Consider the following 22,871-nt stretch of genomic DNA (forward strand, 5'->3'; position numbering starts at 1 on the left):
TCAATACTGATGAACCGTCAGGAATTGTGGAGGGGAGGGGTGGCGGGAGGAGCTGGTCACTGGGAGGCGCCGGTTGTCTGCCTTGGGCCGGTCGCAGGGAGGGACCGGTTGCCGGCGCTGGGCCGGTCGCCGGGTTCAGCCCGCCCGTCGTATCACCGCCGCGTCGAACAGGTCCCATGCCCGCGGGTGGGGACCCTCGTCGTGGCAGTGCCACGCCTCCCAGAACAGGTCGGCGAGCAGGGCGTCCTCGGGGGCGTACACCCGGTACACGTACTGCCTGCCGTCGATCGCCGGCAGGGCCACCAGCCAGCACCTGCTCTCCATGTTCCGAGGGACGAGCGGTCGAGCGTGGCGGTTGCGTGAGGGGCGCGGGGCAAGGCGGCGCGCGCTCCGGGGGGAAATCGGTGAGAAGTCATCCGCAAGGAGGAGAAGGTGCTCCCGGTTGCCCTCCCTGTGTGGGACGCGAAAATGCTGCCAGCCGGGGATGCCCCGACTCGAAGAGACTGATGGGGTAGGGGTTGTGTCATCCCGTATTCCCCAGCAGTCCGCCGAGAGCGGCCCGAACCGTAGGGAACTCGAGGCCGGGCTCAGTGCCGAGCTGGCCTCGGCGGTCTCCGGCGCGCGCAGACGGGCGCTGCGGGACGGGGACCGGCAGATCGACACGGCCCATCTGCTGCACTCGCTGCTGGAGTCCGACCCCGGGGTACGCGCTGTTTTCGACGGCGGGCCGCAGATCGCCCGGCTGCTCGGCTACCTCGTGCAGCGCAGCATCGGCTACGGGCTGCGCTGGCAGAGCACCGTCGAGAACTCCGGTGCCGTGCCGGTGGTGACCGAGGCGGGCTGGTCCCCGGTGGCGGCGGGTGCCATGGAGGAGGCGTACGAGCGGGCCGCACTGCGCGGCGACGAGCAGGCCCGCGGTCTCGATCTGCTCGCGGCGGCCATCGCCGATCCCCAGTCGCGGGCCGTCGAGGTCCTGGGCCGCGCGGGAGTCGATGCCCGGGTGCTGCTGGGGCGGATCGAGCCGGGGGCCGAGGAGTACGCCGGTCGGGGTGACGGGGGCTGCTGAGGCGCTGAACTCGCCGTGCGGTGGGCGAGTTGGGTGGTGAAGCCGAGCCGGGACTGGAATTCCGCTTCCGTCGCTCGGTCGTCGAGTCCAGGTGTACTCAAGCCCGGCCGCCCGGTCGGCCAAACCCTTCGCCGGTTTCGCATCGCCCAGCTGTTGTCCGGCTGCCGCATCGGCTCTTGGCGCCTACCGCGTCGCCCGCTGTCGACCGGTCGCGTCGGTGCGTCTGCGTCCAGTCGTTGAGACAGGTGTCACTGGGGATGACGCTCATGTCATCGCCTGTCATCATGTGCCGGTGCATACGTCTGAGGGCAGTCAGGGCAATCGCGGAAGGGGCGTCGGCCTGGGCCTCGCGCTCGTGTCGGCGGTCGCGTTCGGTGGATCGGGTGTCGCGGCCAAGCCGCTGATCGAGGCGGGTCTCGACCCGCTCCACGTGGTGTGGTTGCGGGTTGCGGGCGCCGCGCTGGTGATGCTGCCGCTGGCCGTACGCCATCGGGCGCTGCTGCGGGAGCGCCCCGCGCTGCTCGCCGGGTTCGGACTGCTCGGCGTGGCCGGTGTCCAGGCCTTCTACTTCGCCGCGATCTCCCGTATCCCCGTCGGCGTCGCCCTGCTCGTCGAGTACCTCGCGCCCGCGCTCGTGCTCGGCTGGGTGCGCTTCGTGCAGCGCCGGCCCGTGACGCGGGCCGCCGCCCTCGGGGTCGTCCTCGCGGTCGGCGGGCTCGCCTGTGTGGTCGAGGTCTGGTCGGGGCTGAGCTTCGACACCGTCGGACTGCTGCTCGCGCTGGGCGCGGCCTGCTGCCAGGTCGGCTACTTCGTCCTGTCCGACCAGGGCGGCGACGCGGGCCGCGAGGCGCCGAACCCGCTCGGCGTCATCGCCTACGGGCTGCTCGTCGGCGCCCTCGTGCTGACCGTCATCGCCCGCCCCTGGACCATGGACTGGTCCGTGCTCGGGGGCAGCGCGGACATGAACGGGACGTCCGTGCTCGCCGCGCTGCTCCTCGGCTGGATCGTGCTGATCGCGACCGTCGTCGCGTACGTCACCGGAGTGGTCTCCGTGCGCCGGCTTTCCCCGCAGGTCGCGGGCGTCGTGGCCTGTCTCGAAGCGGTGATCGCGACCGTCCTCGCCTGGGTGCTGCTCGGCGAGCACCTCTCAGTACCGCAGATCGTCGGCGGTGCGGTGGTGCTGCTCGGCGCGTTCATCGCGCAGTCGTCGGCTCCCGCGAAGCCCTGGGACGGACCGGTCGGCGGCGGTGGCAGCGACGTCGCCGGGAGTGATGTCGGTGGGGGCGGCGTCGAAGGGGAGTTGTCGGCGCACAGGATTTCCGCTTAGGGTGCTGATCATGCCTTCGACGCTCGTTCTTCCGCCTCCGGCCGCCTGAGGCGGGCCCTCCGGAATCCACGCCCGGCCCCACGCCGGGCGGAACGGTGCTGCCCGCAGAAGAAGTCCGAGGACCTTTCCGTACGCCCCTGCCCCCGCGGCACGGGCTGCGACGCGGTCCCTTCCTGAACTTCTGCGTATCTGCGGAGAGAACACGTGTCGAACGCTGCTTCCGGCCTGCCCATCGGGCGAGGCCTCCTCTATCTGATCGTCGCCGGTGCCGCCTGGGGCACCGCGGGTGCGGCCGCCTCACTGGTCTACCGGGCCAGTGACATGGGGCCGATCGCCCTCTCCTTCTGGCGCTGCGCGGGCGGACTCGTGCTGCTGCTCGCCGTACGCCTCCTGCGGGGCCGACGGGTCGCGCCCGCCGTCAGTGAACAGCGCCCCGCCGTCCGTGAACCGCTCGGCCGCAAGGCCCTGCGGATCGGCGTCACGGGCTTCGGGCTCGCCGTCTTCCAGACCGCCTACTTCGCCGCCGTCGAGGCGACCGGCCTCGCGGTGGCGACCGTCGTCACCCTGGGTGCGGGGCCCGTGCTCATCGCGCTCGGCGCGCGGCTGACCATGAGGGAGCGGCTCGGGCGCGGTGGAGCCACCGCCGTCGCCGGGGCGCTCGCCGGGCTCGGGGTGCTGATGCTGGGCAGCGGGGACGCGGCCGTGCGTCCCTGGGGTGTCGTGCTCGCGGTCGTGTCCGCGGCCGGGTACTCCACGATGACGCTGCTCACCCGGTGGTGGGGACGCGACGGCCGAGCCGACGGGTCCGGCACGACGGCGTGGACGTTCGCCGTCACCACCGTCTGCCTCCTGCCGCTCGGGCTGGCCGAGGGCCTGGTCCCGCATGCCGCTCAACCGATGCACGTCCTGGCCCTGTTGGCGTACATCGCCGCCATCCCCACGGCTCTGGCCTACGCCCTGTTCTTCGCGGGTGCCGCCGTCGTCCGTTCCGCGACCGTCTCCGTGATCATGCTCCTTGAGCCGGTGAGCGCGGCTGTCCTGGCCGTCTGGCTGCTCGGTGAACGACTGACCGTGGCGACGCTCGTGGGCACCTTGCTGATGCTGGGCTCGGTCGCCGGGCTCGCGGTGGCGGAAACGCGTGGCGCGGGCGCCGGCGGGCGCGCGGCACCTGAGGAGGAAACGGTGCTTGTCTGAGGCGGGGGGTTCGGGGGCGCGGGCACACTGTGGCCTGCGCCCCTGAACCCACGCGCTCGTCCTCAAAGGCCGGACGGGCTAGAAATTCAGGGTCGCCAGGTAGTCGGGGAGCTCGATGCCGGGGGCCAGGTCGTCGGCGGGGATCGGGGCTCCGTACCCCTTGGTCAGCGGGAGGACTCCGGTCCAGTGCGGGAGTGAGAGGTCCTCGGGCTCGTCGCTCGGGCCGCCGGTGCGCAGCTTCGCGGAGACCTCGTCCAGGTCGAGGCGGATCACGGCCGTGGCGGCGAGTTCCTTGGCGTTGGCGGGGCGCGAGTCGTACGAGCGGCCGGGGACGACGTGGTCGACCAGCGCGTCCAGCGCCTCACGCTTCTCGTCCGGGTCCGTGACCTGGTGGGCGATGCCGTGCACTACCACGGAGCGGTAGTTGATCGAGTGGTGGAAGGCCGAGCGGGCCAGCACCAGGCCGTCGACATGGGTCACGGTCAGGCAGACCGGCAGTCCGGGGTCGGCCTGGCCCGTCATCCGCAGCGGGCGCGAGCCCGTCGAACCGTGTACGTAGAGGCGCTCGCCGACGCGTCCGTACAGCGTGGGCAGCACCACCGGGGCGCCGTCGCGGACGAAACCGAGGTGGCAGACGCACCCCTCGTCGAGCATCGCGTGCACCAACTCGCGGTCGTATGCGGCGCGTTCCTTGTCGCGGGTGGGGACGGTGCGGTCGGTCGGGGCGTAGGCAGCGGGCCGCGTCGTGGTCTCGGGACGGATGCTCCCGGTGCTCGTCTCCTGCGTCATCTCCCGCATTGCGCCCTCCATTGCACTAGTGCATAATCTGCTTTGTGCTAGGAGAGTATCGGATCGAAGGGCGTCGCGCAGCGGAGATTGCCGCGAGCGTCGAGCGCGCGGTGGGGTCGGGAGACTTGGAGCCGGGTCAACTGCTGCCGCCGATGCGGGAGTTGGCCGAGCGGCTCGGAGTGAATCCCAACACCGTCGCGGCCGCCTATCGCACGCTGCGCGAGCGCGGGGTCATCGAGACCGCGGGCCGCCGCGGCAGCCGGGTGCGCTCCAAGCCCGCCACCACGGGGCGCGAGAACATCCGGGTCGAGGTGCCGGACGGGGTGCGGGACGTGGCCGACGGCAACCCCGATCGCGCGCTGCTGCCCGCTCTCGCCGAACCGTTCGCGGTGGCCGCCGAGCGGTCGGACCGCGCGCCCGTGATGTACGGGGAGGCCGCCGTCGAACCGGAGTTGGAGCGGCTCGCGCGCGCAGACCTCGCCGCGGACGGGGTCCCCGACGGACCCGTCGTCGTCACGTCCGGATCGCTCGACGCCATCGAGCGCGTCCTCGCGGTCCATCTCAAACCCGGGGACGCCGTCGCCGTCGAGGACCCCGGCTGGGGCAGCCTGCTCGACCTCGCCCCGGCGCTCGGGCTGCGCACGGTCGGCGTCGGCGTCGACGACGAGGGCCCGCTCCCCGATGACGTACGCCGTGCGCTGGAGGCCGGAGCGCGGGCCCTGATCGTCACGGACCGGGCGCAGAACCCGACCGGGGCCGCGGTGAGCGCCACGCGCGCGCGTGCCCTGCGTTCCGTGCTCAAGGAGTACCCGGAGATCCTGCTCATCGAGGACGACCACGGGCATCGGATCGTCGACCTGCCCCTGCATCCGGTGGCCGGGGTGACGCACAGTTGGGCCTTCGTGCGCTCCGTCGCCAAGGCGTACGGCCCTGATCTGCGGCTCGCCGTCCTCACCGGGGACCCCGTCACGATCGACCGGGTGCACGGCCGGCAGCGGCTCGGGCCCGGCTGGGTGAGCCGTCTGGCCCAGCGGGCCGTCGTCCACCTGTGGACTTCTGGTGCGGTGAACGTCGTAGCCGTGGCGGCGGCGTACGGGCGGCGCCGCGACGCGCTCATCGACGCCCTGAAGGAGCGCGGCATCGCGGCGCACGGGCGCAGCGGGATGAACGTGTGGATCCCCGTCCCTGACGAGACGGGGGCGGTCGCGCGGTTGCTGCACTCCGGCTGGGCGGTCGCGCCCGGGGCGCGCTTCCGGATGAGCGCTCCGCCCGGGATCCGGATCACCGTCTCGACCCTGACCCCGGACGACATCGAGCCGCTGGCGGACGCCGTCGCGTCCGCCGTCGGCCCGGCACCCGCACGCCGTTATGTCTGAGACCTCGACTACGTCTGAGTCCTCCACGTCGGCCTCTGCGTCGGAGACCTCGAACGCCTGAGACCTCGACGTCGATCTCTACGTCTGAGACCTGACGTCAGGGGCGCGGCTTCGCCTGCGTGAGTGCCGCGCCCGCGAGGACGATCACCGCGCCGACAGGAGTCGACCAGGTCAGGGACTCGCCGAGGATCGCGACGCCCGCCGCGGTGGCTATCACCGGGATGAAGTACGTGACCATCTGGGCCGTCGTCGGGCCGACCTCGGCGACGATGCCGTACTGGAGGAGCATGGCCAGGCCCGTACCGAGGGCTCCCAGGGCGATGATCGCGAGCAGCGGGACCACCGGGAAGTGGCTCGGCAGCGTGGTGAACAGCGGTGTGACGACCGCCAGTTGGGCGGTGGCCAGCAAGAGCTGGGCGCCGGTCATCGACAGGTGGGAGTGGCCGGTGCCGGCCAGGGTGCGGCGGACGTATATCCAGCCGATCGGGTAGCTCAGCGAGGCCAGCAGGGCCATCGCCGTGCCCGTGGCGTCCAGGCCGTCGAAGCCCTGCCAGACGCCGAGGACGGTCAGGACGCCGAGAAAGCCGATGCCCAGACCGGCGACTCTGCGCCGGGTCGGGCGGTCCTCGGAGAGGGCGACCAGGGACAGGGCCATGCCCCACAGCGGTGAGGTCGCGTTGCAGATGCCCGCGAGTGTGGACGGGATCGTCAGCTCGGAGTAGGCGAAGAGCGAGAAAGGCAGCGCGTTCAGCAGAAAGGCCGCGACGGCGAGATGTCCCCAGGTCCGGGCCCCGCGCGGCAGCCGCTCCCGCTTCACCGCCATCGCCGCCGCGAGCACCGCGGTCCCGAACAGCAGCCGCCCGAGAGTGACGTGGAACGGCGCGTAGCCCTCCGTGCCGACCTTGATGAGCAGGAAGCTGAAGCCCCAGATCAGGGCGAGAACGCCGAAACGGATCCGCCAGTCGAGGGCGGTGCGGCGGGGTGCAGCGGAGGTGGTGGCGGCGCGCGGGCTGGTGGCGGTGCTCATGGTGCAACGATGAGGGAGAAGAACCTCGTAGCACAAGCGAGATCTTTCGAGCGATATCTCGTAGCATTGCTTACATGTTGAACCTGGAGCGCCTGCGCACCCTCGATGCCCTCGCCCGGCACGGCTCGGTGAGCGGCGCGGCCGAGGGGCTGCACGTCACGACGTCCGCCGTCTCGCAGCAGATGTCCAAGCTGGAGCGGGAGGTCGGGCAGCAGCTGCTCGCCAAGAACGGCCGGGGCGTGCGCCTCACCGACGCCGGGCGGCTGCTCGCCGACCATGCCGCGCGAATCCTGTCCCAGGTGGAGCTCGCGCAGTCCGACCTGGAGGCCCAGCGTGGCCAGGTCGTGGGCGAGCTGCGGCTCTCGGCGTTTCCGACCGCCGCGCGCGGACTGTTCCCGGTCGCGCTCGCCGCTCTCCGTGCCGATCACCCCGGGCTGCGGCTGCGCTCCTGCGAGCTGGAGCCGGAGGCCGGGGTCGCCGGGGTGGTGCGCGGCGATCTCGATCTGGCGGTCGTGCTCGACTGGTACAACAAGCCGATGCCACTGCCCGACGGCCTGGTGAAGGCGTCGATCCTCGACGACCCGGCCGATGTGGCGATGCCGGTCGGGCACCGGCTCGCCGACCGCGCGGAGGTGGACCTCGGAGACTTCGCCGGCGACGAGTGGATCACCTGGGGCGAGGGCGAGTTCTGCCACGAGTGGCTGATGTTCACGCTGCGCTCCAAGGGCATCGAGCCGAACATCGGGCACCGCGCGGCGGAGACGCACACCCAGCTCGGGCTGGTCGCCGCGGGGCTCGGCGTGTGCGTGGCGCCTGTCCTCGGGCGCCATCCGATGCCTGAGGGCGTCGTCACCGTGCCGGTGCGGCAGCGCGTACGGCGTCATGTCTACGTCGTGTGGCGGGCCGACGCCGACCGCCGGCCGTCGATCAGGGCGGCGGTGGACGCCTTGCGCAGGGCCGGGGAGGCCGTCAAGTGAGCTACAGGGAGGGGAGTTTCCGGAAGTCCCACGAAGCGATGGCATCCGGAGTCAGCCGCGCCCACGCGTGCCGGCCGTCGTGGGGCATCTCCTCCAGACCGAAGTTCCTGCGCGCGAACAGGGTCTCCGGGACGTCGAGTTCGGCGCACAGCTCCCCGGTGCGGGGGGCCTCGCCCACGAAGTCCACGGTGCCGGACAGCTCGACGCCTCGCAGCTCCCCGTACTCCTCGCCGGAGTCGATCACCACGGCGATACGCGGGTCGCGGCGCAGCTCCGCCCAGCGCTTGCTGCGCACCACGGAGTAGAGCCACAGCGAGGTCCCGTCCCAGACGAACCAGAGGGCGCTGACATGCGGGGCGCCGTCCTTCGACACGGTCGCGACGCGGCACGTGCGCTGGGTGGTCAGGAACTCCTCTAGTTCATCCGGGGTCATCATGATCTTCCGGCCCCTGCGCTGAGTGACGGCCATACGGTCCCCATTTCTTCCAGCCTCTTCTGCGTCGGACCTTCTTCTGCGCCACCAGAGATCGTCTGACGTCTCGTCAGAAAAGCATGGGCCGACTTCCGTCCGCACGCAATGGTGGTTACGCTCGCCCGCTCCGACCTCCGACGACAAGGGGGGCCATGCCGTCGTACGAACAGCTCAGTGAACTCCTCGACCCCGTCACGACGGTGCTGCTCACCGTCGAGTGCCAGCAGGGTGTCGTGGGCCAGGACAGCGCGCTGCCGGAACTCGCCAAGGAGGCGCGCTCGTCGGGGGCACTCGCCAATGTCGCCCGGCTGGTGGCCGCCGCGCACGAGGGCGGAGTGCAGGTGATCCACGCGGTCGCCGAGCGGCGCCCGGACGGCCGGGGCGCGAGCCGCAACGCCCGGCTGTTCCGCGCGGCCGAACGGCTGCCTGTGCAGCAGCTGACGGGGACCACGGCCGTGCGGATCGCGTCGCCCATCGAGGTCGCCGAGGAGGACTTCGTCGTACGCCGGTTGCACGGCCTGTCGCCGATCGCGGGCACCGATGTCGACCCGCTGCTGCGCAACCTGGGCTGCCGCACCCTCGTCGTGACCGGCGTCTCGGCCAACGTGGCCATCCCCAATGCCGTGTTCGACGCCGTGAACCGCGGCTACACCGCCGTCGTGCCCGCGGACGCCATCGCGGGGGTGCCCTCCGACTACACCCCCGCGATGATCCGGAACACGCTGGCCCTGGTCGCCACCATCACGGCGACCGACGACGTGCTGGCCTGCCTCAGGCGACCGCGCCGCTGAAGTCCCCCGGGTTCACGCGAGCTTGATCGAGTCGCCGTCCACGGTGATGTCGGCCGCGGCCAAGGCCTGTGTGGCGGGGCCCTTCTTCACGCTGCCGTCGGTGGCGGAGAACTGGCTGTTGTGGCAGGGGCAGGTGATCACACCGTTCGCAATGCCCTTCACCGCACAGCCCTGGTGGGTGCACTTGGACGAGAAGGCCTTGAAGGTGCCCGCCGTCGGCTGGGTGACCACCACGCCCTGGTCGGCGAAGACCTTGCCGCCGCCCTCCGGGATGTCGGTGGTCTTGGCGAGCACCGTGCCGCCCCCGCTCCCGGCATCCGGGTTGTCGCCGCCGCCCGTGCCCCCGCTGCTCGCGCCGGCGCTGGAGGAGTCGGACGACTTCTTGTCGTCCCCGCACGCGGTCAGCGCGACGGCGAGCCCCGCCACGCCGACCGCTGCCACGACCGAGCGGCGAGCTGGTGCCGGGACGGGGTGAAGCGATTCGCTGGTCATGCTGACGTTCCCTTCAACGGACGTGATGGTGATCCGTACAGAAGTACGCTCCGTCCATGCCCCCCGTTCACGGGACGGGCCACTTCTTGACCCAATCGACACCAGGTCGACAGCGATGACGAGGATCTGATGCCCCGGTGTCGGATCGGGCGGCCTGACCGGCGAAGGAGCGGCTGAACTCCTGTCCCGACTGCACCAGGGCACGGGCGCTGTTCAGCCGCTTCCTCTCGTACCTGCGCAGGCCCTCCACCACTGTCGTCCGGGGCGGACCGGACGCCATGCAATCGGCCAGGGCCTCGGCGTCCTGCAGCGATGCTCGAGGCCCTGGCCGGTCATGGGGTCTGGACGTGCGCGGCGATTCCGACGAGTGCAGATGGGGCCTGGCCAACCGACGAGATGGGGGCACCGCATCCTGCGGAAGCCCTGCCCCTCCTGCTCGGCTGACCACACAAGCCGGCACTTGCTCCCACGTTCCGATCGGCGCCCTTTCCGGGATGAATCGATCATCGGGACGTGCCTTGGATCGTGAGCCCATCCCGGCGGATAGCCTGGGAAAATGCTTACAGAAGTCACAGCGATCCGTTACGTCACGCCCCTGCGTGAGGGCGGCTCGCTGCCGGGGCTCGTCGAGGCCGACGATTTCGGGACGTACGTCATGAAGTTCACCGGCGCCGGACAGGGGCGCAAGACGCTCGTGGCGGAGGTCGTCTGCGGTGAACTCGCCCGGCGGCTCGGATTCCGGGTGCCCCGGCTCGTCACCGTCGGCCTCGACCCGGTTCTCGGACTCGGCGAGCCCGACCAGGAGGTGCAGGAACTGCTCAAGTCCAGCGGCGGCACCAACCTCGGCATGGACTTCCTGTCCGGCGCGCTCGGCTTCGACCCCCTCGCCTTCGGGGCGAGCCCCGAAGAGGCAGGGCGGATCGTCTGGTTCGACGCTCTGGTCAACAACGTCGACCGCTCCTGGCGCAACCCCAACCTGCTGGTGTGGCGCGGCGATCTGTGGCTCATCGACCACGGGGCGACCATGATCTGGCACCACAACTGGCCCGGAGCCCAGGCCTCCGCCGCGCGGCCGTACGACGCCTCCGAGCACGCCCTCCAGTCGTTCGCGCCGGATATCGAGGCCGCCGCCGCGGAGTTGGCGCCCCTCGTCACGGAGGAGCTGCTCGCCGAGGTGACCGCGGAGATCCCCGAGGAGTGGCTGGCCGACGAACCCGGCTTCGACTCGACCGACGCCCTCCGGCGGGCCTACGTGGAGCCGCTGCTCGCGCGCGCCGCCGTCATCCACGAGCGCATCAAGGGGGACAAGTGAGCGAGCGGACCGTCTTCGAGTACGCGCTGCTGCGGGTCGTGCCGCGCATCGAACGCGGCGAGTGCATCAACGCGGGCGTGCTGGTGTACTGCCGTGCCAAGGCGTACGTCGGCGTGCGCACCCATCTCGACGAGGCGAAGCTGCTGACCCTCGACCCGGACGCGGACGTGGCCGGCGTACGGGCCGCGCTGCGTGCCGTCGAGGGAGTCTGCGCGGGAGGGCAAGCGGCAGGTCAGGCGGCGCACGACGACGCCGGTCGGCGGTTTCGCTGGCTCATCGCGCCGCGCTCGACGGTCGTTCAGCCGGGGCCCGTGCACACCGGGCTCACCGCCGATCCGGCGGCCGAGACGGAGCGGTTGCTCCAACTGCTGGTCAGGTAATGGATCACACACGCGTGGTATGCCGTTGACACCGAGTGCCAGGGCTTCTAGCGTCACGTCTGCTGAAGGTACTAAGCGGTTGCTCACCGGACGGGCGTACCGCGTGAGCCGCAGGGCACGTCAGGCCGCAGGGCTTTTCAAGGGCGAGGAGAACCAGCAATGTCCACCACTGAGCAGCGCGTCGCCGTAGTCACCGGTGCCGCGCGCGGCATCGGCGCCGCGACCGCCGTACGACTGGCCGCCGAGGGCCGCGCCGTCGCGGTGATCGACCTCGACGAGGCCGCGTGCAAGGACACCGTGGAGAAGATCACCGCCGCCGGTGGCAAGGCCATCGCGGTCGGCTGCGACGTCTCCGACGAGGCCCAGGTCGAGGCCGCCGTCGCGCGGATCGCCCGGGAGCTCGGTGCGCCGACGATCCTGGTGAACAACGCGGGCGTGCTCCGCGACAACCTGCTGTTCAAGATGAGCGCGTCCGACTGGGACACGGTCATGAACGTGCATCTGCGCGGTGCCTTCCTGATGGCGAAGGCCGTCCAGAAGCACATGGTCGACGCCCAGTTCGGCCGGATCGTCAACCTGTCCTCGTCGTCGGCGCTGGGTAACCGCGGCCAGGTCAACTACTCCGCCGCCAAGGCCGGTCTGCAGGGCTTCACCAAGACCCTCGCCATCGAGCTCGGCAAGTTCGGCGTCACCGCGAACGCCGTCGCGCCCGGCTTCATCGTCACCGACATGACCGCCGCCACCGCCGCCCGCGTCGGCATGGGCTTCGAGGACTTCCAGGCCGCCGCCGCCACCCAGATCCCGGTCCAGCGCGTCGGCAACCCCGACGACATCGCCAACGCCATCGCCTTCTTCACCGGCGAGGCCGCCGGATTCGTCTCCGGCCAGGTGCTGTACGTGGCCGGCGGGCCGCTCAACTAAGGCCGGGGGACACGGACATGACCACACTTCCCGAACTCTCGGGCAAGGTCGCGCTCATCACGGGCGCGAGCCGCGGCATCGGCTACGGCATCGCGGAGGCCCTGATCGCCCGCGGCGACCGGGTCTGCATCACCGGCCGCAGCGAGGACGCGCTGAAGGAGGCCGTCGAGGCGCTCGGCGCCGACCGCGTCATCGGCGTCGCCGGCAAGGCGCACGACGAGGCCCACCAGGCCGTCGCCGTCGAGCGCACCATGGAGGCCTTCGGGCGCGTCGACTACCTGGTCAACAACGCCGGTACGAACCCGGTGTTCGGGCCGATCGCCGACCTGGACCTCAATGTGGCGCGCAAGGTCTTCGAGACCAACGTCGTCTCGGCGCTCGGCTTCGCCCAGCGGACCTGGCACGCCTGGCAGAAGGACAACGGCGGCGCGATCGTCAACATCGCCTCCGTCGCCGGCATCGGCGCCTCGCCCTTCATCGGCGCGTACGGCATCAGCAAGGCCGCCATGATCAACCTGACCGTGCAGCTGGCGCACGAGTTCGCGCCCAAGGTGCGGGTCAACGCCATCGCGCCCGCCGTGGTGAAGACCAAGTTCGCTCAGGCTCTGTACGAAGGCCGCGAGGCGGAGGCCGCCGCGTCCTACCCGCTCGGCCGGCTCGGCGTGCCCTCCGACATCGGCGGCGCCGCCGCCTTCCTCACCTCGCAGCAGTCGGACTGGATCACCGGCCAGACGCTCGTGGTCGACGGCGGCATCTTCCTGAACGCCGGAGTCGGCTGACCTTCCCGTTGCGCGGGGAGTTGACAAAAACTACGACGGCGTGGACCGTCAGCGGGTCCTTGGCCGGATCCGCTGACGGGTTCACGGAAGCTTGACAACGTAGTCACATGCGCGCAGATCAAGTGCCCTTCCTGGAATCTGGTTCCACCGGCGGGGCACTGCGGTATCGTCTGCCGACCCTTGGTACGGCAGATCGAGGAGCATGCGCGTGTTCAACCGGAACCGATGTCTGCGTCAGCTGGCGGCGATCACGTCCATAACCCTGGTGGCAGGGTGTGGCGTCCTCTCCTCAGGATCGACCGACAACGAGGGACCGATCGTCGTGGGCACCACCAGTGCCCCGAGCACGCTGGACCCGGCTGCCTCCTGGGACGGCTCCTGGGAGCTGTTCCGCAACATCTACCAGACGCTGCTGAGCTACCCCAACGGCGCCGTGACGCCCCAGCCCGACGCGGCCAGGATGTGTGCGTTCTCGGACGACTCCAACGTCACGTACCGCTGCGAACTGCGCCCGAACCTGAAGTTCTCCGACGGCGACCGGCTCGACGCCCAGGCCGTCAAGCACTCCATTGACCGGATCAAGAAGATCGCGGTACCCGGCGGTCCCGCGGGCCTGCTCGGCAGCCTCGACCGGGTCCAGGTACGGGGCGAGCGCGAGATCGTCTTCCACCTCAACAAGCCCGACGCCACCTTCCCGTTCGTCCTGGCCACCCCCGCGCTGTCGATCGTCGACCCCGACGACTACCCCGCCGACGCCGTGCGCAAGGACGGCGGTGTCGTCGGGTCCGGGCCGTACAGCTTGCAGTCCTACGAGGAGGGCGAGCGGGCCGAACTCGTCAGGAACGACCACTACGACGGCTTCGCCCGGCGCAAGAACCACGCGGTCACCATCCGCTACTTCCCGGACTCGGCCAAGATGGTCGAGGCCCTCAGGGACAAGGAAATCGACGTCACCTTCCGTGGTCTCGCGGCCTCGGACGTCGTCGAGCTCCAGGGGCACGACACCCAGAAGGGCATCCAGCTCCTCGAAGGCGCGGGCACCGAAATCCGCTACCTGGTGTTCAACCCGAAGGACCCGTGGGCCAATAAGCCCGCCGTCCGCAAGGCGATCGCCCAGGTCGTCGACCGGTCGGCCATCGCGCACAAGGTCTACAGGGACACCGTCGAGCCGCTGTACTCCATGGTTCCGGCGGGCCTGACCGGGCACACCACCGGGTTCTTCGACGACTACGGGGAGCCCAGTCCGTCCAAGGCCCGCAAGATCCTCCAGGACGCGGACATCACCGAGCCCGTCCCGCTCACCCTGTGGTACACGACCGACCGCTACGGTTCCGAGACCGCACCGGAGTTCCGGGAGCTCAAGCGCCAGCTCGAGGACTCCGGCCTGTTCCGGGTCACGCTCAGGAGCCGCCCCTGGAAGACGTACGAAGCGGGCTACCGCAAGGGCGAGTACCCGGTGTTCGGGCGCGGCTGGTTCCCCGACTTCCCGGACGCCGAGAACTTCATCGCGCCCTTCGTGGGCGACCAGAACGCGCTCGGTACGCCCTATCCGGCCCCGCGGATCACCGACAGCCTGCTGCCCTCGTCACGCCGTGAGAGCGACCGCGGCGCCGTGGTCAAGGAGTTCGAGGAGGCCCAGCAGATTCTCGTGGACGACGCCCGGCTGCTGCCCCTGTGGCAGGGTAAGCAGTACGTGGCCGCGAGCGATGACATCTCGGGCGGCGAGCGGGCCCTGGACCCCTCGACGATCATGACGATGTGGGAGCTGCACCGCAAAACCAGCTGGTAGGACACAGTGCGGCCGACTGGTGGGGCACCGTGCGGCCGCCTGGTGGCGCGGGGGCCGGAGCCGATTGTCAGTGGGCGACGGTAGGTTCTGTGGTCTGGAAGTGACCGCACATCGGAGGAAGTTGACGTGACCGATATCGCCATGCTGCCCGAGTCCTGGCGCGGCGTCCTGGGCGAGGAGCTGCAGCAGCCCTACTTCAAGGAACTCGTCGAGTTCGTCGAGGAGGAGCGCGCGAAGGGTCCCGTCTACCCGCCGCGGGAGGAGGTCTTCGCCGCGCTCGACGCGACGCCGTACGAGCGGGTGAAGGTGCTGATCCTCGGGCAGGACCCGTACCACGGCGAAGGCCAGGGGCACGGCCTGTGCTTCTCGGTCCGCCCGGGCGTGAAGACGCCGCCCTCGCTGCGCAACATCTACAAGGAGATGAAGGAGGAGCTGGGCACCCCGATCCCGGACAACGGCTATCTGATGCCGTGGGCCGAGCAGGGCGTGCTGCTCCTCAACGCGGTGCTGACCGTGCGCTCCGGTGAGGCCAACTCGCACAAGGGCAAGGGCTGGGAGAAGTTCACGGACGCGGTGATCCGCGCCGTGGCCGACCGGCCCGACCCGGCGGTCTTCGTGCTGTGGGGCAACTACGCGCAGAAGAAGCTCCCGCTGATCGACGAGGAGCGGCACGTGGTGGTGAAGGGGGCGCACCCCTCGCCGCTGTCCGCGAAGAAGTTCTTCGGCTCACGCCCGTTCACGCAGATCAACGAGGCGGTGGCCCGTCAGGGCCACGAGCCGATCGACTGGCGGATTCCCGACCTGGGCTGACAGCCGTGCCGCTGGGCCGGACCGTCACCGGCCTGGCCCAGCGGCGTACGGGGGCGCCTGAGCGTGATTGTCAGTGGCTGCGGTTAGGGTCTGTCCGGCGACAGCGACGAGCCTGGAGGACGCGGTGGCGGAGCAACAGGAGCAGGTGGCGCCGGACGCCATGATGACCCGGATCGGCCAGGTCGTCATGCTGCACCACGGCGGTGACCGCGAAGAGGCCCGGGGCCGCTTCCTCGACCTGTGGGCCGAGATCGGCGAGGACGGCGACCCCCTGCACCGCTGCACGCTGGCGCACTACATGGCGGACACGCAGGACGATCCTTCGGACGAACTCGCCTGGGATCTGCGGGCGTTGTCGGCGGCCGAGGAGCTCAGCGACGAGCGGGTCGCCGAGCACCACCAGTCGCTCGCGATGCGGGCTTTCTACCCGTCGCTGCATCTGAACCTGGCCGCCGACTATGTGAAGCTCGGCCGCTCCGAGGCCGCCCGCAGCCATCTGCGCCGGGCTCGCAGCTCGGTCGGCGCCCTCGGGGACGACAGCTACGGGGACGGCATCCGCGCGGCGATCGGCCGCCTGGAGCTGAGACTCGACGGCGACGGCAGCCCGGGGGAGGGGAGCGGACCCCACGGCCCCGACGGGCCCGGCGGGGAGACGCTGGGGCCGCCGAGACAGCGGCCCTGAGGACGGTCGCCCGAGCGCGCCGTCACTGCCCGTACGCCCCCTCGCAGATGACCGCCTCCGGACTGTCCGGCTGCCAGCCGCCGTACTTCCTGCCGAGGGCGCACACGTCCGTGTTCTGCGGCAGCTCGGGGGAGATGGCGGCGGGCGGGACAGCGACGCGGGGCTCGGGCTGCCGTGGTTCGGGACGCGGGGCGGGGCGGCGCGGTGGGGCCGCCGGTGCCGCGGCGGGTGGCGGCGGAGCCGCCCGGTGCGCGGTCCTCGCGCTCGGTGAGGGCTTCCGGGACGGCCCGATGAGCTCCAGCGCCTCCCGCGCCGGTGCCTGCACGATCTGCGGGTCGGCCTCGCCGTCCGGCCGCGGCGCGGCGGGCCGGGCCGGCGCGGTCGGCGCGCCGGAGGCGGGCGGTCGCTGGACGGTGACACAGCCGGAGAGGGCGGTGACCGCCACGGTGACCAGGAGCGTTGCGGTCGTCGTCGTTCGATGCACCCGCGCAACTCTGCTGTGTCCGGCCCCCTTTGGGGAGCGGACAAGCGGAGGATGCCCCACACGGGTGATCCTTCCGCCCCTCCGGTGGGTCCCGACGCCCGCAGGCTGACCCGGCACTGAGTGCGTCGCCCTCCGTAAAGGCGCACCGAGTGCCTTACGTACTTGCTCTCGCCCTCGCAGACGTCGTCCACGGCGCAGGGGGGCAGGGCGCAGAGCGCCTCGCACACCGGTGGCGGCCGCCGCAGCGGCCTTATGCTTCCGACGAGGCCCGCGTCGGAAGCATGACGCCGACAACCGAAGCCGGCAGCTGAAGCCGGCGACCGATGCCGGCGACTGACGTCGGCTACTGAAGGAGATCCCTGTGAAGGTCGGCTGCATCGGACTCGGCGACATCGCGCAGAAGGCGTATCTGCCGGTGCTCGGAGTGCAGCCAGGAGTCGAGCTGCATCTCCAGACTCGGACGCCCGGGACGCTCGCCCGGGTCGGCGACAGCCTCCACATCCCCCAGGAGCGGCGCCACACGGATCTGGCGGAGCTGCTGGCGCAGGATCTCGACGCGGCGTTCGTGCACGCGGCCACCGTCGCGCACCCCGAGATCGTCACGCGCCTGCTGGAGGCGGGCGTACCGACGTACGTCGACAAGCCGCTCGCCTACGAACTCGCCGACTCACAGCGCCTGGTGCGGCTCGCCGAGGAGCGGAACGTCAGCCTCGCCGTCGGCTTCAACCGGCGTTACGCGCCCGCCTACGCGCAGTGCGCCGACCACGCGCGAGAGCTGATCCTGATGCAGAAGAACCGCATAGGGCTGCCCGAGGCGCCCCGCACGATGGTCCTCGACGACTTCATCCATGTCGTGGACACCCTGCGGTTCCTGGCGCCCGGGCCCGTCGACGACGTGACCGTACGGGCCCGCGTCGAGGATGGGCTGCTGCACCACGTCGTGCTGCAACTGGCCGGGGACGGCTTCACGGCGATCGGCGTGATGAACCGGCTCAGCGGCTCGAACGAGGAGATCCTCGAGGTCTCGGGCCAGGACACCAAACGGCAGGTGGTCAATCTCGCCGAGGTGATCGACCACAAGGGGCAGCCGACCGTACGGCGGCGCGGTGACTGGGTGCCGGTGGCCCGGCAGCGCGGCATCGAGCAGGCGGTGCTCGCCTTCCTCGACGCGGTGCGCGCGGGCAAGGTGCTCAGTGCCCGTGACGCGCTGGCGACTCATGAGTTGTGCGAGCGGGTGGTACGCGCGGTTCAGCAGAGGTCCGCCGCAGTCTGACGGAGCGGGCGCCCTCCGTCACGCACAGCGCCGCCAGCACCAGCACAGCCCCGTACACCGGCCAGTCGCCGAACCTGACGTACGGCGTGACACCATCGGCCAGCGGCACCTCGTACACCGTCGTCCCGCTCGTGTCCGTGCCGAGCCAGGAGCCGATGCGCTCGCCGCCCGGGCCGTAGACGGCGGAGACGCCGGTCAGCGTCGCGTGCACCATCGGGCGGCCGGTCTCGGCGGCCCGCAGCGCGGCGAGCGAGGCGTGCTGCCCGGGCGCCCAACTCCGCTGGAAACTCGACGTCGACGACTGGGCGAGGAGTACCTGGGCGCCGTCCCGGGCGAGATGGCGGCTCATGTCGGGGAAGGCCGACTCGAAGCAGACCATCGGGCCGACGCGCAGCCCGTGCCCGACGTCCATCACCACCTGCTCGGTCCCGCGTCTGCGGTCCTCGCCCGCCGCCTTGCCCACCGAGGTCGCCCAGCCGAGGACGGTACGCGCGGGAACGTACTCGCCGAACGGCACCAGCCGCATCTTGTCGTAGCGGGCGCCGGTCGGGCCCTGGGGTCCGACCAGGACCGAACTCTTGTAGATGCCGGCCTGGTCGGAGCGGCGCGCGTCGACGTTCACCAGGATGTCGGCGCCAGTCAGGCGGGACAGCGCGGCGATCCGTTTCGCCAGGTCGGGGCGGTCGGCCAGATCGAATCCGACGCTGCTCTCGCCCCAGACGACCAGGTCGACGTCCTGCCCGGCGAGCCTGCGGGTGAGCGCCTCCTCGCGGTCGAACCGCTTGGCGCCGCTGCCCATGCCGTTGACGACACCGGGCTGTACGACGGCGATCCGGACCCGCGCGTCGACGTCCGGGCGCGGCGACCACACCCAGGCGGCCGAGGTGGCGGCGGCCGTCGCGACGAGCCCGGCCACCGCGGGCCTACGGGACTGACGCACCGAGATCAGTACGGCGACCGCGACATTCACCGCCACGACCAGGAAACTGAGCAGCCACACCCCGCCGACCGAGGCCAGCCGCAGCGCGGGTTCCACCTGCCACTGGCTCGACCCGAGCAGACCCCACGGGCCGCCCAAGCCCTGCCAGGAACGGGCGAGTTCGACCATCAGCCAGCCCGAGGGCAGGACGAGGAGCGCGGCGCCGACCCGCCCCGGTGACGGCACTCCGGCGAGGAACCGTCGGACGGACCAGCCCCAAGGCGCCCACAGCGCACCGAGCAGCGCGGCTATGACCAGCGTGAACACATGCAGGCTCGGCAGCAGCCAGTGGTGCACGGCGAGCATGAAGCCCAGCCCGCCCAGCCAGCCGTCGTACGCGGCCCGCCTGCCGGTCGGGGCAGAGCGCGCCAGCAGGATCCAGGGGACGAGCGCCACGAACGCGAACCACCACCAGGACGGGGCGGGGAAAGCCAGCATGGGCAGCGCCCCCGCCACCACGGCGACGATCCCGCGCTGCCAAGGGGAGACGAGCCAGTGGTCGGACCAGCGGTCGAGCCTCTCCATACAGCGCCTCCCTCCCCGGTGCGTGCCTCCAGTGTGCGCGTCGGAGACGATCTACAACAGGGGGCATGGGGGAGGGGGGGCTCGGGCGCGGTCGACAGGGGGTGTTCGGGTGTCTTGTCCCGTCGGGAGCCTGGTCAGGGTGTCGTCGGTTGCGGGGCGTCGGCTGAGGGCGCCGGCCGAGGGGCGTCGGCTGCGGGGCGTCGGCTTGAGGTGACCGCGGGGCGTCGGCTCAGGTGGTCGCGGGCTCGTGGCGTGGCTGCGGGGTGTCGGCTCAGGTGGTCGCGGGCTCGTGGCGTGGCTGCGGGGTGCGGCGCCACTTCTCATGGACGACGACGTGGCGCAGCCGCCAGCCGTCGTCCGTACGCACCAGGCCGAAGGCGTACCGGCCGCCGCACACCAAATCGGGGGCGGTGGATCCGCCGTCGTCTCCCGCATCTCCCGCGAACCTCATCGGGTTGATGTAGTCCGCCTGGACCCGGGCCGTGTCGCCCGTGTCCTGCTCGAGGAGCCCGAACCGCAGGCGCCGGTTGACGATCAGATGCTGGCGCATCGCGAACAGCCGCATGTTCTCGGCGAGCCACTCCGCGACCTGGGCTGCGTCCCCCTCGATCCCGCCGGCCGAGCGGTAGTCCGCGCGTCCGTCCGGCGTGAACAGTCCTCGGTACGCCTCCCAGTCGCCGTCGTCCACGGCCACCGCGTACTCGGTGACGAGTCCGTCCACGGCGAGCCGGTCGATCACGGTCGCGAGCTCCACACGCTGAGTCATCGGCCCAGTGTTGGCCACGGGGCGCGCGACGCCAAGGGCTGTGCGGCGATATTCGTCCGCCGGTACGGCGGTCGATGCGGCGGTCGATATTCGGTGGCCACGACCCGCTCGTACGGCGGATCCTGTTGGCTGTGAGTGATCCATTCCCTGCGGAAGAGCCCAAGTTCCGCGTACGCGCCCGCCATGCGCCGTCCACAGTCACCGTCTACCAGGCGTACCGCCGGAGATCGGCCGCGCCGCGGCGCGGAACAACCGCTTCCCGTCCGCGTGGAAGCGCGACCGGATGACGTGGGTCATCAAGGCGCGTTCACAGCCTTTTCCCTGGAGTGACTGCCCCCGCTGAGCTGCCGGGCGTGCTGCTCCAGTTCGAGTCGTAGTCCCCAAGCAGCCACTCCGGGCCGCCCGAGTCGCACTTGCCGCGGAGGACGCACTCCCAGTCCCCGCTCGGTCTCTGTCAGACGTGGCCGATCCCTGCAAGGGAAAGGTCTACCTGTGATCCAGTGCTCAAGGCAGGATCTGAAACCCGGCTCGACGCCGGGTTCTCTTCGGCTCTGTGGTTCAGTCGGTGTCGTCGCCGCACTTCGGCTCGGCGAGCCTGTCCTGCCGAGCCGGTCGTGTCGGCGGGGACGGCTGGGTGCCGTTCTTGGCGACCGGCTGGAAGTAGTGGTCCAGCGCCCAGGCGGCCACGTGGGTGCCGACCCGGCAGCCGGCTACGTCCGCCGTGCGGGAGTGGACGCCGCCCCACACACGGGCGTCGACGACGTCCCGGTTGAGGTCGTCGGCGGACCCGTAGAACCGCGTGGTGCCGGTGACCTCGGAGGGGACGTAGAGGTCGATGCGCGATTTGCCGAGGACGCCGGTCAGGGCGCGTGCTACGGCAGCGGTGACGGTCGTATGGCCGGCGATGTAGTCCGGGTGTGGTGGGGTGAGGAGCAGCGGCTCCCAGGCCGGGTCTGCGGTCGTCGCGGGGTTGCCGTCGGTGTCGGCGAGGCGGATGGCGGTGATCGGCCGCCAGGAGCCGTAGTGGAGCTTGGCGTCCCATGCCGTGACGACGGCGTCGGTCGCCGACGCGTTCACCGCGGCAAACAGCCGGGCCGTCTCGGCGATGCCGAGCCGGTGCCGGGCGGCGTGGTCTCGTACGGCTGTCTGGACCTGTTCGATCAGGTTGCCGCTGAAGAAGAGGGCGGTCTCGGTCTGCTGCGCGCTCCGGCCCGAGCCGGTCTTCGCGCCCATGGCCTTCAGCTCCTGGACATCCTCGGCGTAAGCGGCCGAGGAGATGGCGGGTGGTCCGCCGGGGCGGAACTGCTGCGGGGAGGCGAGCAGGAGGGGGCGGAGCCTGGCGAGCCAGGTGTCGATGAAGGGCTGGAACGCGGGCGGGGTGGGCCGCCAGACCCCCGGTGCCGGAGAAGCGGTGAACGGAACGTCCGCGAACCTGCCGTCCCCTTCCCGGAGTTCGATGACGCGGGTGGCAGCGCGCTTTCCGTAGTCCACGCCCCGGTCTCTGGCCTGACCGGCCGGAAGTGCGGCGAGCGAGTCCGCGTAGGCGGTGTCGAGCTGCTCCTTGAAGGCAGGGAAGTAGGTGAGCAGCACGTCGTGGGCCGCAGTGGCGGCGGCCGCCGCGGAGGACGCCTTGGCCGGACCGCGCGCGTGCCATTTGTACAGGGCGTAGCCGCCTTCGATCCCCACCACGGCGTTGTACACGGCGACGGAGACGAACCCCTCCCAGATCGCTACCTGCCCGGAGGGGCGTGGGCCGAGGCTGGTCTTGATCGTGTCGGTGGCGATGGCGTTCCACTCGCGGACCACGGCTGCCGGGTCCGCCTCGGTCCGGTTGTCCGCGTCGGGGGGACTTGTCGCGGCGGTGAGCGTCACGAGGGCGATGGCCGCGACGGCGCAGATGAATGCCCGGACACGTGAACGCGGAGGAACGGGAAGAGGGGGCTCTTGATGCACAGCGTGCTCCCTAGCGTTGACTGCCCAAGGCTTAGCAGCGGCCCACTGCGTGAGCAAGACAACTCGCCGCGACCGGGCAGGCCTAGGGCGCCCTCGAACGCCTCACCGCCCGCTACGAGGAGATCACCGCCGGACGGACCCTGCAGCCGCCCCGGGCCCCGGCGAACCGCGCTGCAAGGGGCAGGGTCGCGAACCTGCTCGCCCGCCTCGACACCGAACGCGACCAGGTGCTCCCGTTCGCCTTCGACTGGCGGGTGCCCTCCGACAACACGCGACGGCTGACCTGACCTGCCCCGGACTGGGACCGGTCGCCGGCAGCCGCGTACACATCGCAGGGCTCTTCGGCGGGGGGTTGCACACCACGACCGAGGACGGCTGGACCCTGGAGGCCGTCGCCCCGGCCTGGCCCAATCATCGCGTGCTGCTCTCGGGCGACGGCGGACTCCCCCACTCCGGCCCGTACAGAGAGCAGTGGTCGCACATCTTCCACTCCACCTACTCGGAACTTCGAGCCTTCGGCTTCTCTCCCTCCGGGGAGACCATCGCCGTCGCAACGAGCAGTGATGTATCTCTGTGGACCCGCCGTCCTGGGCACAGCAACGGCAGCGACGCTCAGCGCTGACGAGCCCGCGACACGGGACCGCAACCACACGAGCCGAACGGACTGCGAGCGCGGCTTGAGATGGATCGTCAAGCCGCTTCGCAGG

Annotated in this window: 23 protein-coding genes and 2 pseudogenes; 16 read left to right on the forward strand and 9 right to left on the reverse strand. The window is 71.0% G+C overall.

Annotation, left to right across the window (positions count from 1 at the left end; all coding sequences use genetic code 11):
• Positions 1-135 precede the first annotated feature (135 nt).
• On the reverse strand, positions 136-324 hold the full coding sequence (locus tag C4B68_RS41490; protein WP_143674460.1) for a hypothetical protein: 189 nt from the start codon (positions 322-324) through the stop codon (positions 136-138).
• A 196-nt stretch (positions 325-520) separates the two neighbouring features.
• Between C4B68_RS41490 and C4B68_RS34765 the strand changes: the two genes are divergently transcribed.
• From C4B68_RS34765 to C4B68_RS34775, 3 genes are all read left to right on the forward strand, one after another.
• Complete coding sequence (locus C4B68_RS34765) at positions 521-1,066, forward strand: Clp protease N-terminal domain-containing protein (protein ID WP_240634565.1); 546 nt, start codon at positions 521-523, stop codon at positions 1,064-1,066.
• Positions 1,067-1,352: 286 nt separating this feature from the next.
• The gene (locus C4B68_RS34770) at positions 1,353-2,393 is read left to right on the forward strand and encodes an EamA family transporter (RefSeq protein ID WP_099505516.1); all 1,041 of its coding nucleotides are present in this window, start codon (positions 1,353-1,355) and stop codon (positions 2,391-2,393) included.
• Between the two features lie 204 nt (positions 2,394-2,597).
• Complete coding sequence (locus C4B68_RS34775; RefSeq protein ID WP_099505517.1) at positions 2,598-3,587, forward strand: DMT family transporter; 990 nt, start codon at positions 2,598-2,600, stop codon at positions 3,585-3,587.
• Positions 3,588-3,665: 78 nt separating this feature from the next.
• On the opposite strand, the gene C4B68_RS34780 is transcribed toward C4B68_RS34775, so the two are convergent.
• Positions 3,666-4,385 carry a pyridoxamine 5'-phosphate oxidase family protein gene (locus tag C4B68_RS34780; RefSeq protein ID WP_373682265.1) on the reverse strand — a complete coding sequence of 240 codons (720 nt, stop codon included), beginning with the start codon at positions 4,383-4,385 and terminating at the stop codon, positions 3,666-3,668.
• 35 nt (positions 4,386-4,420) lie between these two features.
• Between C4B68_RS34780 and C4B68_RS34785 the strand changes: the two genes are divergently transcribed.
• Positions 4,421-5,752: an aminotransferase class I/II-fold pyridoxal phosphate-dependent enzyme gene (locus C4B68_RS34785; RefSeq protein WP_099505518.1), complete on the forward strand. Its 1,332-nt coding sequence runs from the start codon at positions 4,421-4,423 to the stop codon at positions 5,750-5,752.
• A gap of 97 nt (positions 5,753-5,849) precedes the next feature.
• Here C4B68_RS34785 and C4B68_RS34790 read toward each other — a convergent pair whose 3' ends face one another.
• Positions 5,850-6,779, reverse strand: a complete 930-nt coding sequence (locus tag C4B68_RS34790; RefSeq protein WP_180289365.1) for a DMT family transporter — start codon at positions 6,777-6,779, stop codon at positions 5,850-5,852.
• 74 nt (positions 6,780-6,853) lie between these two features.
• On the opposite strand from C4B68_RS34790, the gene C4B68_RS34795 reads away from it, so the two are divergent.
• On the forward strand, positions 6,854-7,756 hold the full coding sequence (locus tag C4B68_RS34795; RefSeq protein ID WP_099505520.1) for a LysR family transcriptional regulator: 903 nt from the start codon (positions 6,854-6,856) through the stop codon (positions 7,754-7,756).
• Position 7,757: 1 nt separating this feature from the next.
• Here the strand turns inward: C4B68_RS34795 and C4B68_RS34800 are convergent, their stop codons facing one another.
• Positions 7,758-8,225, reverse strand: a complete 468-nt coding sequence (locus C4B68_RS34800; RefSeq protein WP_099505521.1) for a pyridoxamine 5'-phosphate oxidase family protein — start codon at positions 8,223-8,225, stop codon at positions 7,758-7,760.
• Positions 8,226-8,380: 155 nt separating this feature from the next.
• Here C4B68_RS34800 and C4B68_RS34805 point away from each other — a divergent pair, with 155 nt between their 5' ends.
• Complete coding sequence (locus tag C4B68_RS34805) at positions 8,381-9,019, forward strand: cysteine hydrolase family protein (RefSeq protein WP_099505522.1); 639 nt, start codon at positions 8,381-8,383, stop codon at positions 9,017-9,019.
• Positions 9,020-9,031: 12 nt separating this feature from the next.
• Here the strand turns inward: C4B68_RS34805 and C4B68_RS34810 are convergent, their stop codons facing one another.
• Entirely contained in the window at positions 9,032-9,511 is a 480-nt protein-coding gene (locus C4B68_RS34810) for a Rieske (2Fe-2S) protein (protein ID WP_099505523.1), read from the reverse strand.
• A 556-nt stretch (positions 9,512-10,067) separates the two neighbouring features.
• On the opposite strand from C4B68_RS34810, the gene C4B68_RS34815 reads away from it, so the two are divergent.
• From C4B68_RS34815 to C4B68_RS34845, 7 genes are all read left to right on the forward strand, one after another.
• Positions 10,068-10,823 carry a HipA family kinase gene (locus C4B68_RS34815; protein ID WP_099505524.1) on the forward strand — a complete coding sequence of 252 codons (756 nt, stop codon included), beginning with the start codon at positions 10,068-10,070 and terminating at the stop codon, positions 10,821-10,823.
• Entirely contained in the window at positions 10,820-11,203 is a 384-nt protein-coding gene (locus C4B68_RS34820; protein ID WP_099505525.1) for a DUF3037 domain-containing protein, read from the forward strand. Before C4B68_RS34815 ends, C4B68_RS34820 begins: the two co-directional genes overlap by 4 nt.
• A gap of 159 nt (positions 11,204-11,362) precedes the next feature.
• The gene (gene fabG, locus C4B68_RS34825; RefSeq protein WP_099505526.1) at positions 11,363-12,124 is read left to right on the forward strand and encodes a 3-oxoacyl-ACP reductase FabG; all 762 of its coding nucleotides are present in this window, start codon (positions 11,363-11,365) and stop codon (positions 12,122-12,124) included.
• A gap of 17 nt (positions 12,125-12,141) precedes the next feature.
• Positions 12,142-12,903 carry an SDR family oxidoreductase gene (locus tag C4B68_RS34830; RefSeq protein WP_099505527.1) on the forward strand — a complete coding sequence of 254 codons (762 nt, stop codon included), beginning with the start codon at positions 12,142-12,144 and terminating at the stop codon, positions 12,901-12,903.
• A gap of 202 nt (positions 12,904-13,105) precedes the next feature.
• Positions 13,106-14,692, forward strand: coding sequence for an ABC transporter substrate-binding protein (locus tag C4B68_RS34835; protein WP_099505528.1), 1,587 nt, complete (start codon positions 13,106-13,108; stop codon positions 14,690-14,692).
• Positions 14,693-14,818: 126 nt separating this feature from the next.
• Entirely contained in the window at positions 14,819-15,502 is a 684-nt protein-coding gene (locus C4B68_RS34840) for a uracil-DNA glycosylase (protein ID WP_099505529.1), read from the forward strand.
• 124 nt (positions 15,503-15,626) lie between these two features.
• Positions 15,627-16,184 carry a tetratricopeptide repeat protein gene (locus tag C4B68_RS34845; RefSeq protein WP_099505530.1) on the forward strand — a complete coding sequence of 186 codons (558 nt, stop codon included), beginning with the start codon at positions 15,627-15,629 and terminating at the stop codon, positions 16,182-16,184.
• A 22-nt stretch (positions 16,185-16,206) separates the two neighbouring features.
• Here the strand turns inward: C4B68_RS34845 and C4B68_RS34850 are convergent, their stop codons facing one another.
• Entirely contained in the window at positions 16,207-16,668 is a 462-nt protein-coding gene (locus C4B68_RS34850) for a hypothetical protein (protein ID WP_099505531.1), read from the reverse strand.
• A 361-nt stretch (positions 16,669-17,029) separates the two neighbouring features.
• On the opposite strand from C4B68_RS34850, the gene C4B68_RS34855 reads away from it, so the two are divergent.
• Positions 17,030-17,941, forward strand: coding sequence for a Gfo/Idh/MocA family protein (locus tag C4B68_RS34855; protein WP_099505532.1), 912 nt, complete (start codon positions 17,030-17,032; stop codon positions 17,939-17,941).
• On the opposite strand, the gene lnt is transcribed toward C4B68_RS34855, so the two are convergent.
• Both lnt and C4B68_RS34865 read right to left on the reverse strand, forming a co-directional pair.
• Positions 17,859-19,445: an apolipoprotein N-acyltransferase gene (lnt, locus tag C4B68_RS34860; protein WP_099505533.1), complete on the reverse strand. Its 1,587-nt coding sequence runs from the start codon at positions 19,443-19,445 to the stop codon at positions 17,859-17,861. The two genes, C4B68_RS34855 and lnt, sit on opposite strands and share 83 nt — an antisense overlap.
• A gap of 271 nt (positions 19,446-19,716) precedes the next feature.
• Complete coding sequence (locus C4B68_RS34865; RefSeq protein ID WP_099505566.1) at positions 19,717-20,211, reverse strand: nuclear transport factor 2 family protein; 495 nt, start codon at positions 20,209-20,211, stop codon at positions 19,717-19,719.
• A gap of 131 nt (positions 20,212-20,342) precedes the next feature.
• Between C4B68_RS34865 and C4B68_RS43690 the strand changes: the two are divergent.
• Positions 20,343-20,506 (forward strand): annotated as a pseudogene (locus C4B68_RS43690) (DUF4291 family protein); the annotation flags it as partial.
• A 263-nt stretch (positions 20,507-20,769) separates the two neighbouring features.
• Here the strand turns inward: C4B68_RS43690 and C4B68_RS34875 are convergent.
• Positions 20,770-22,083 carry a vanadium-dependent haloperoxidase gene (locus tag C4B68_RS34875; protein WP_180289366.1) on the reverse strand — a complete coding sequence of 438 codons (1,314 nt, stop codon included), beginning with the start codon at positions 22,081-22,083 and terminating at the stop codon, positions 20,770-20,772.
• A 352-nt stretch (positions 22,084-22,435) separates the two neighbouring features.
• Here C4B68_RS34875 and C4B68_RS34880 point away from each other — a divergent pair.
• Positions 22,436-22,786 (forward strand): annotated as a pseudogene (locus C4B68_RS34880) (hypothetical protein); the annotation flags it as partial.
• Between the last annotated feature and the right edge of the window lie 85 nt (positions 22,787-22,871).

Origin of the sequence: Streptomyces dengpaensis (assembly GCF_002946835.1) — a bacterium.
Lineage (GTDB): Bacteria > Actinomycetota > Actinomycetes > Streptomycetales > Streptomycetaceae > Streptomyces > Streptomyces dengpaensis.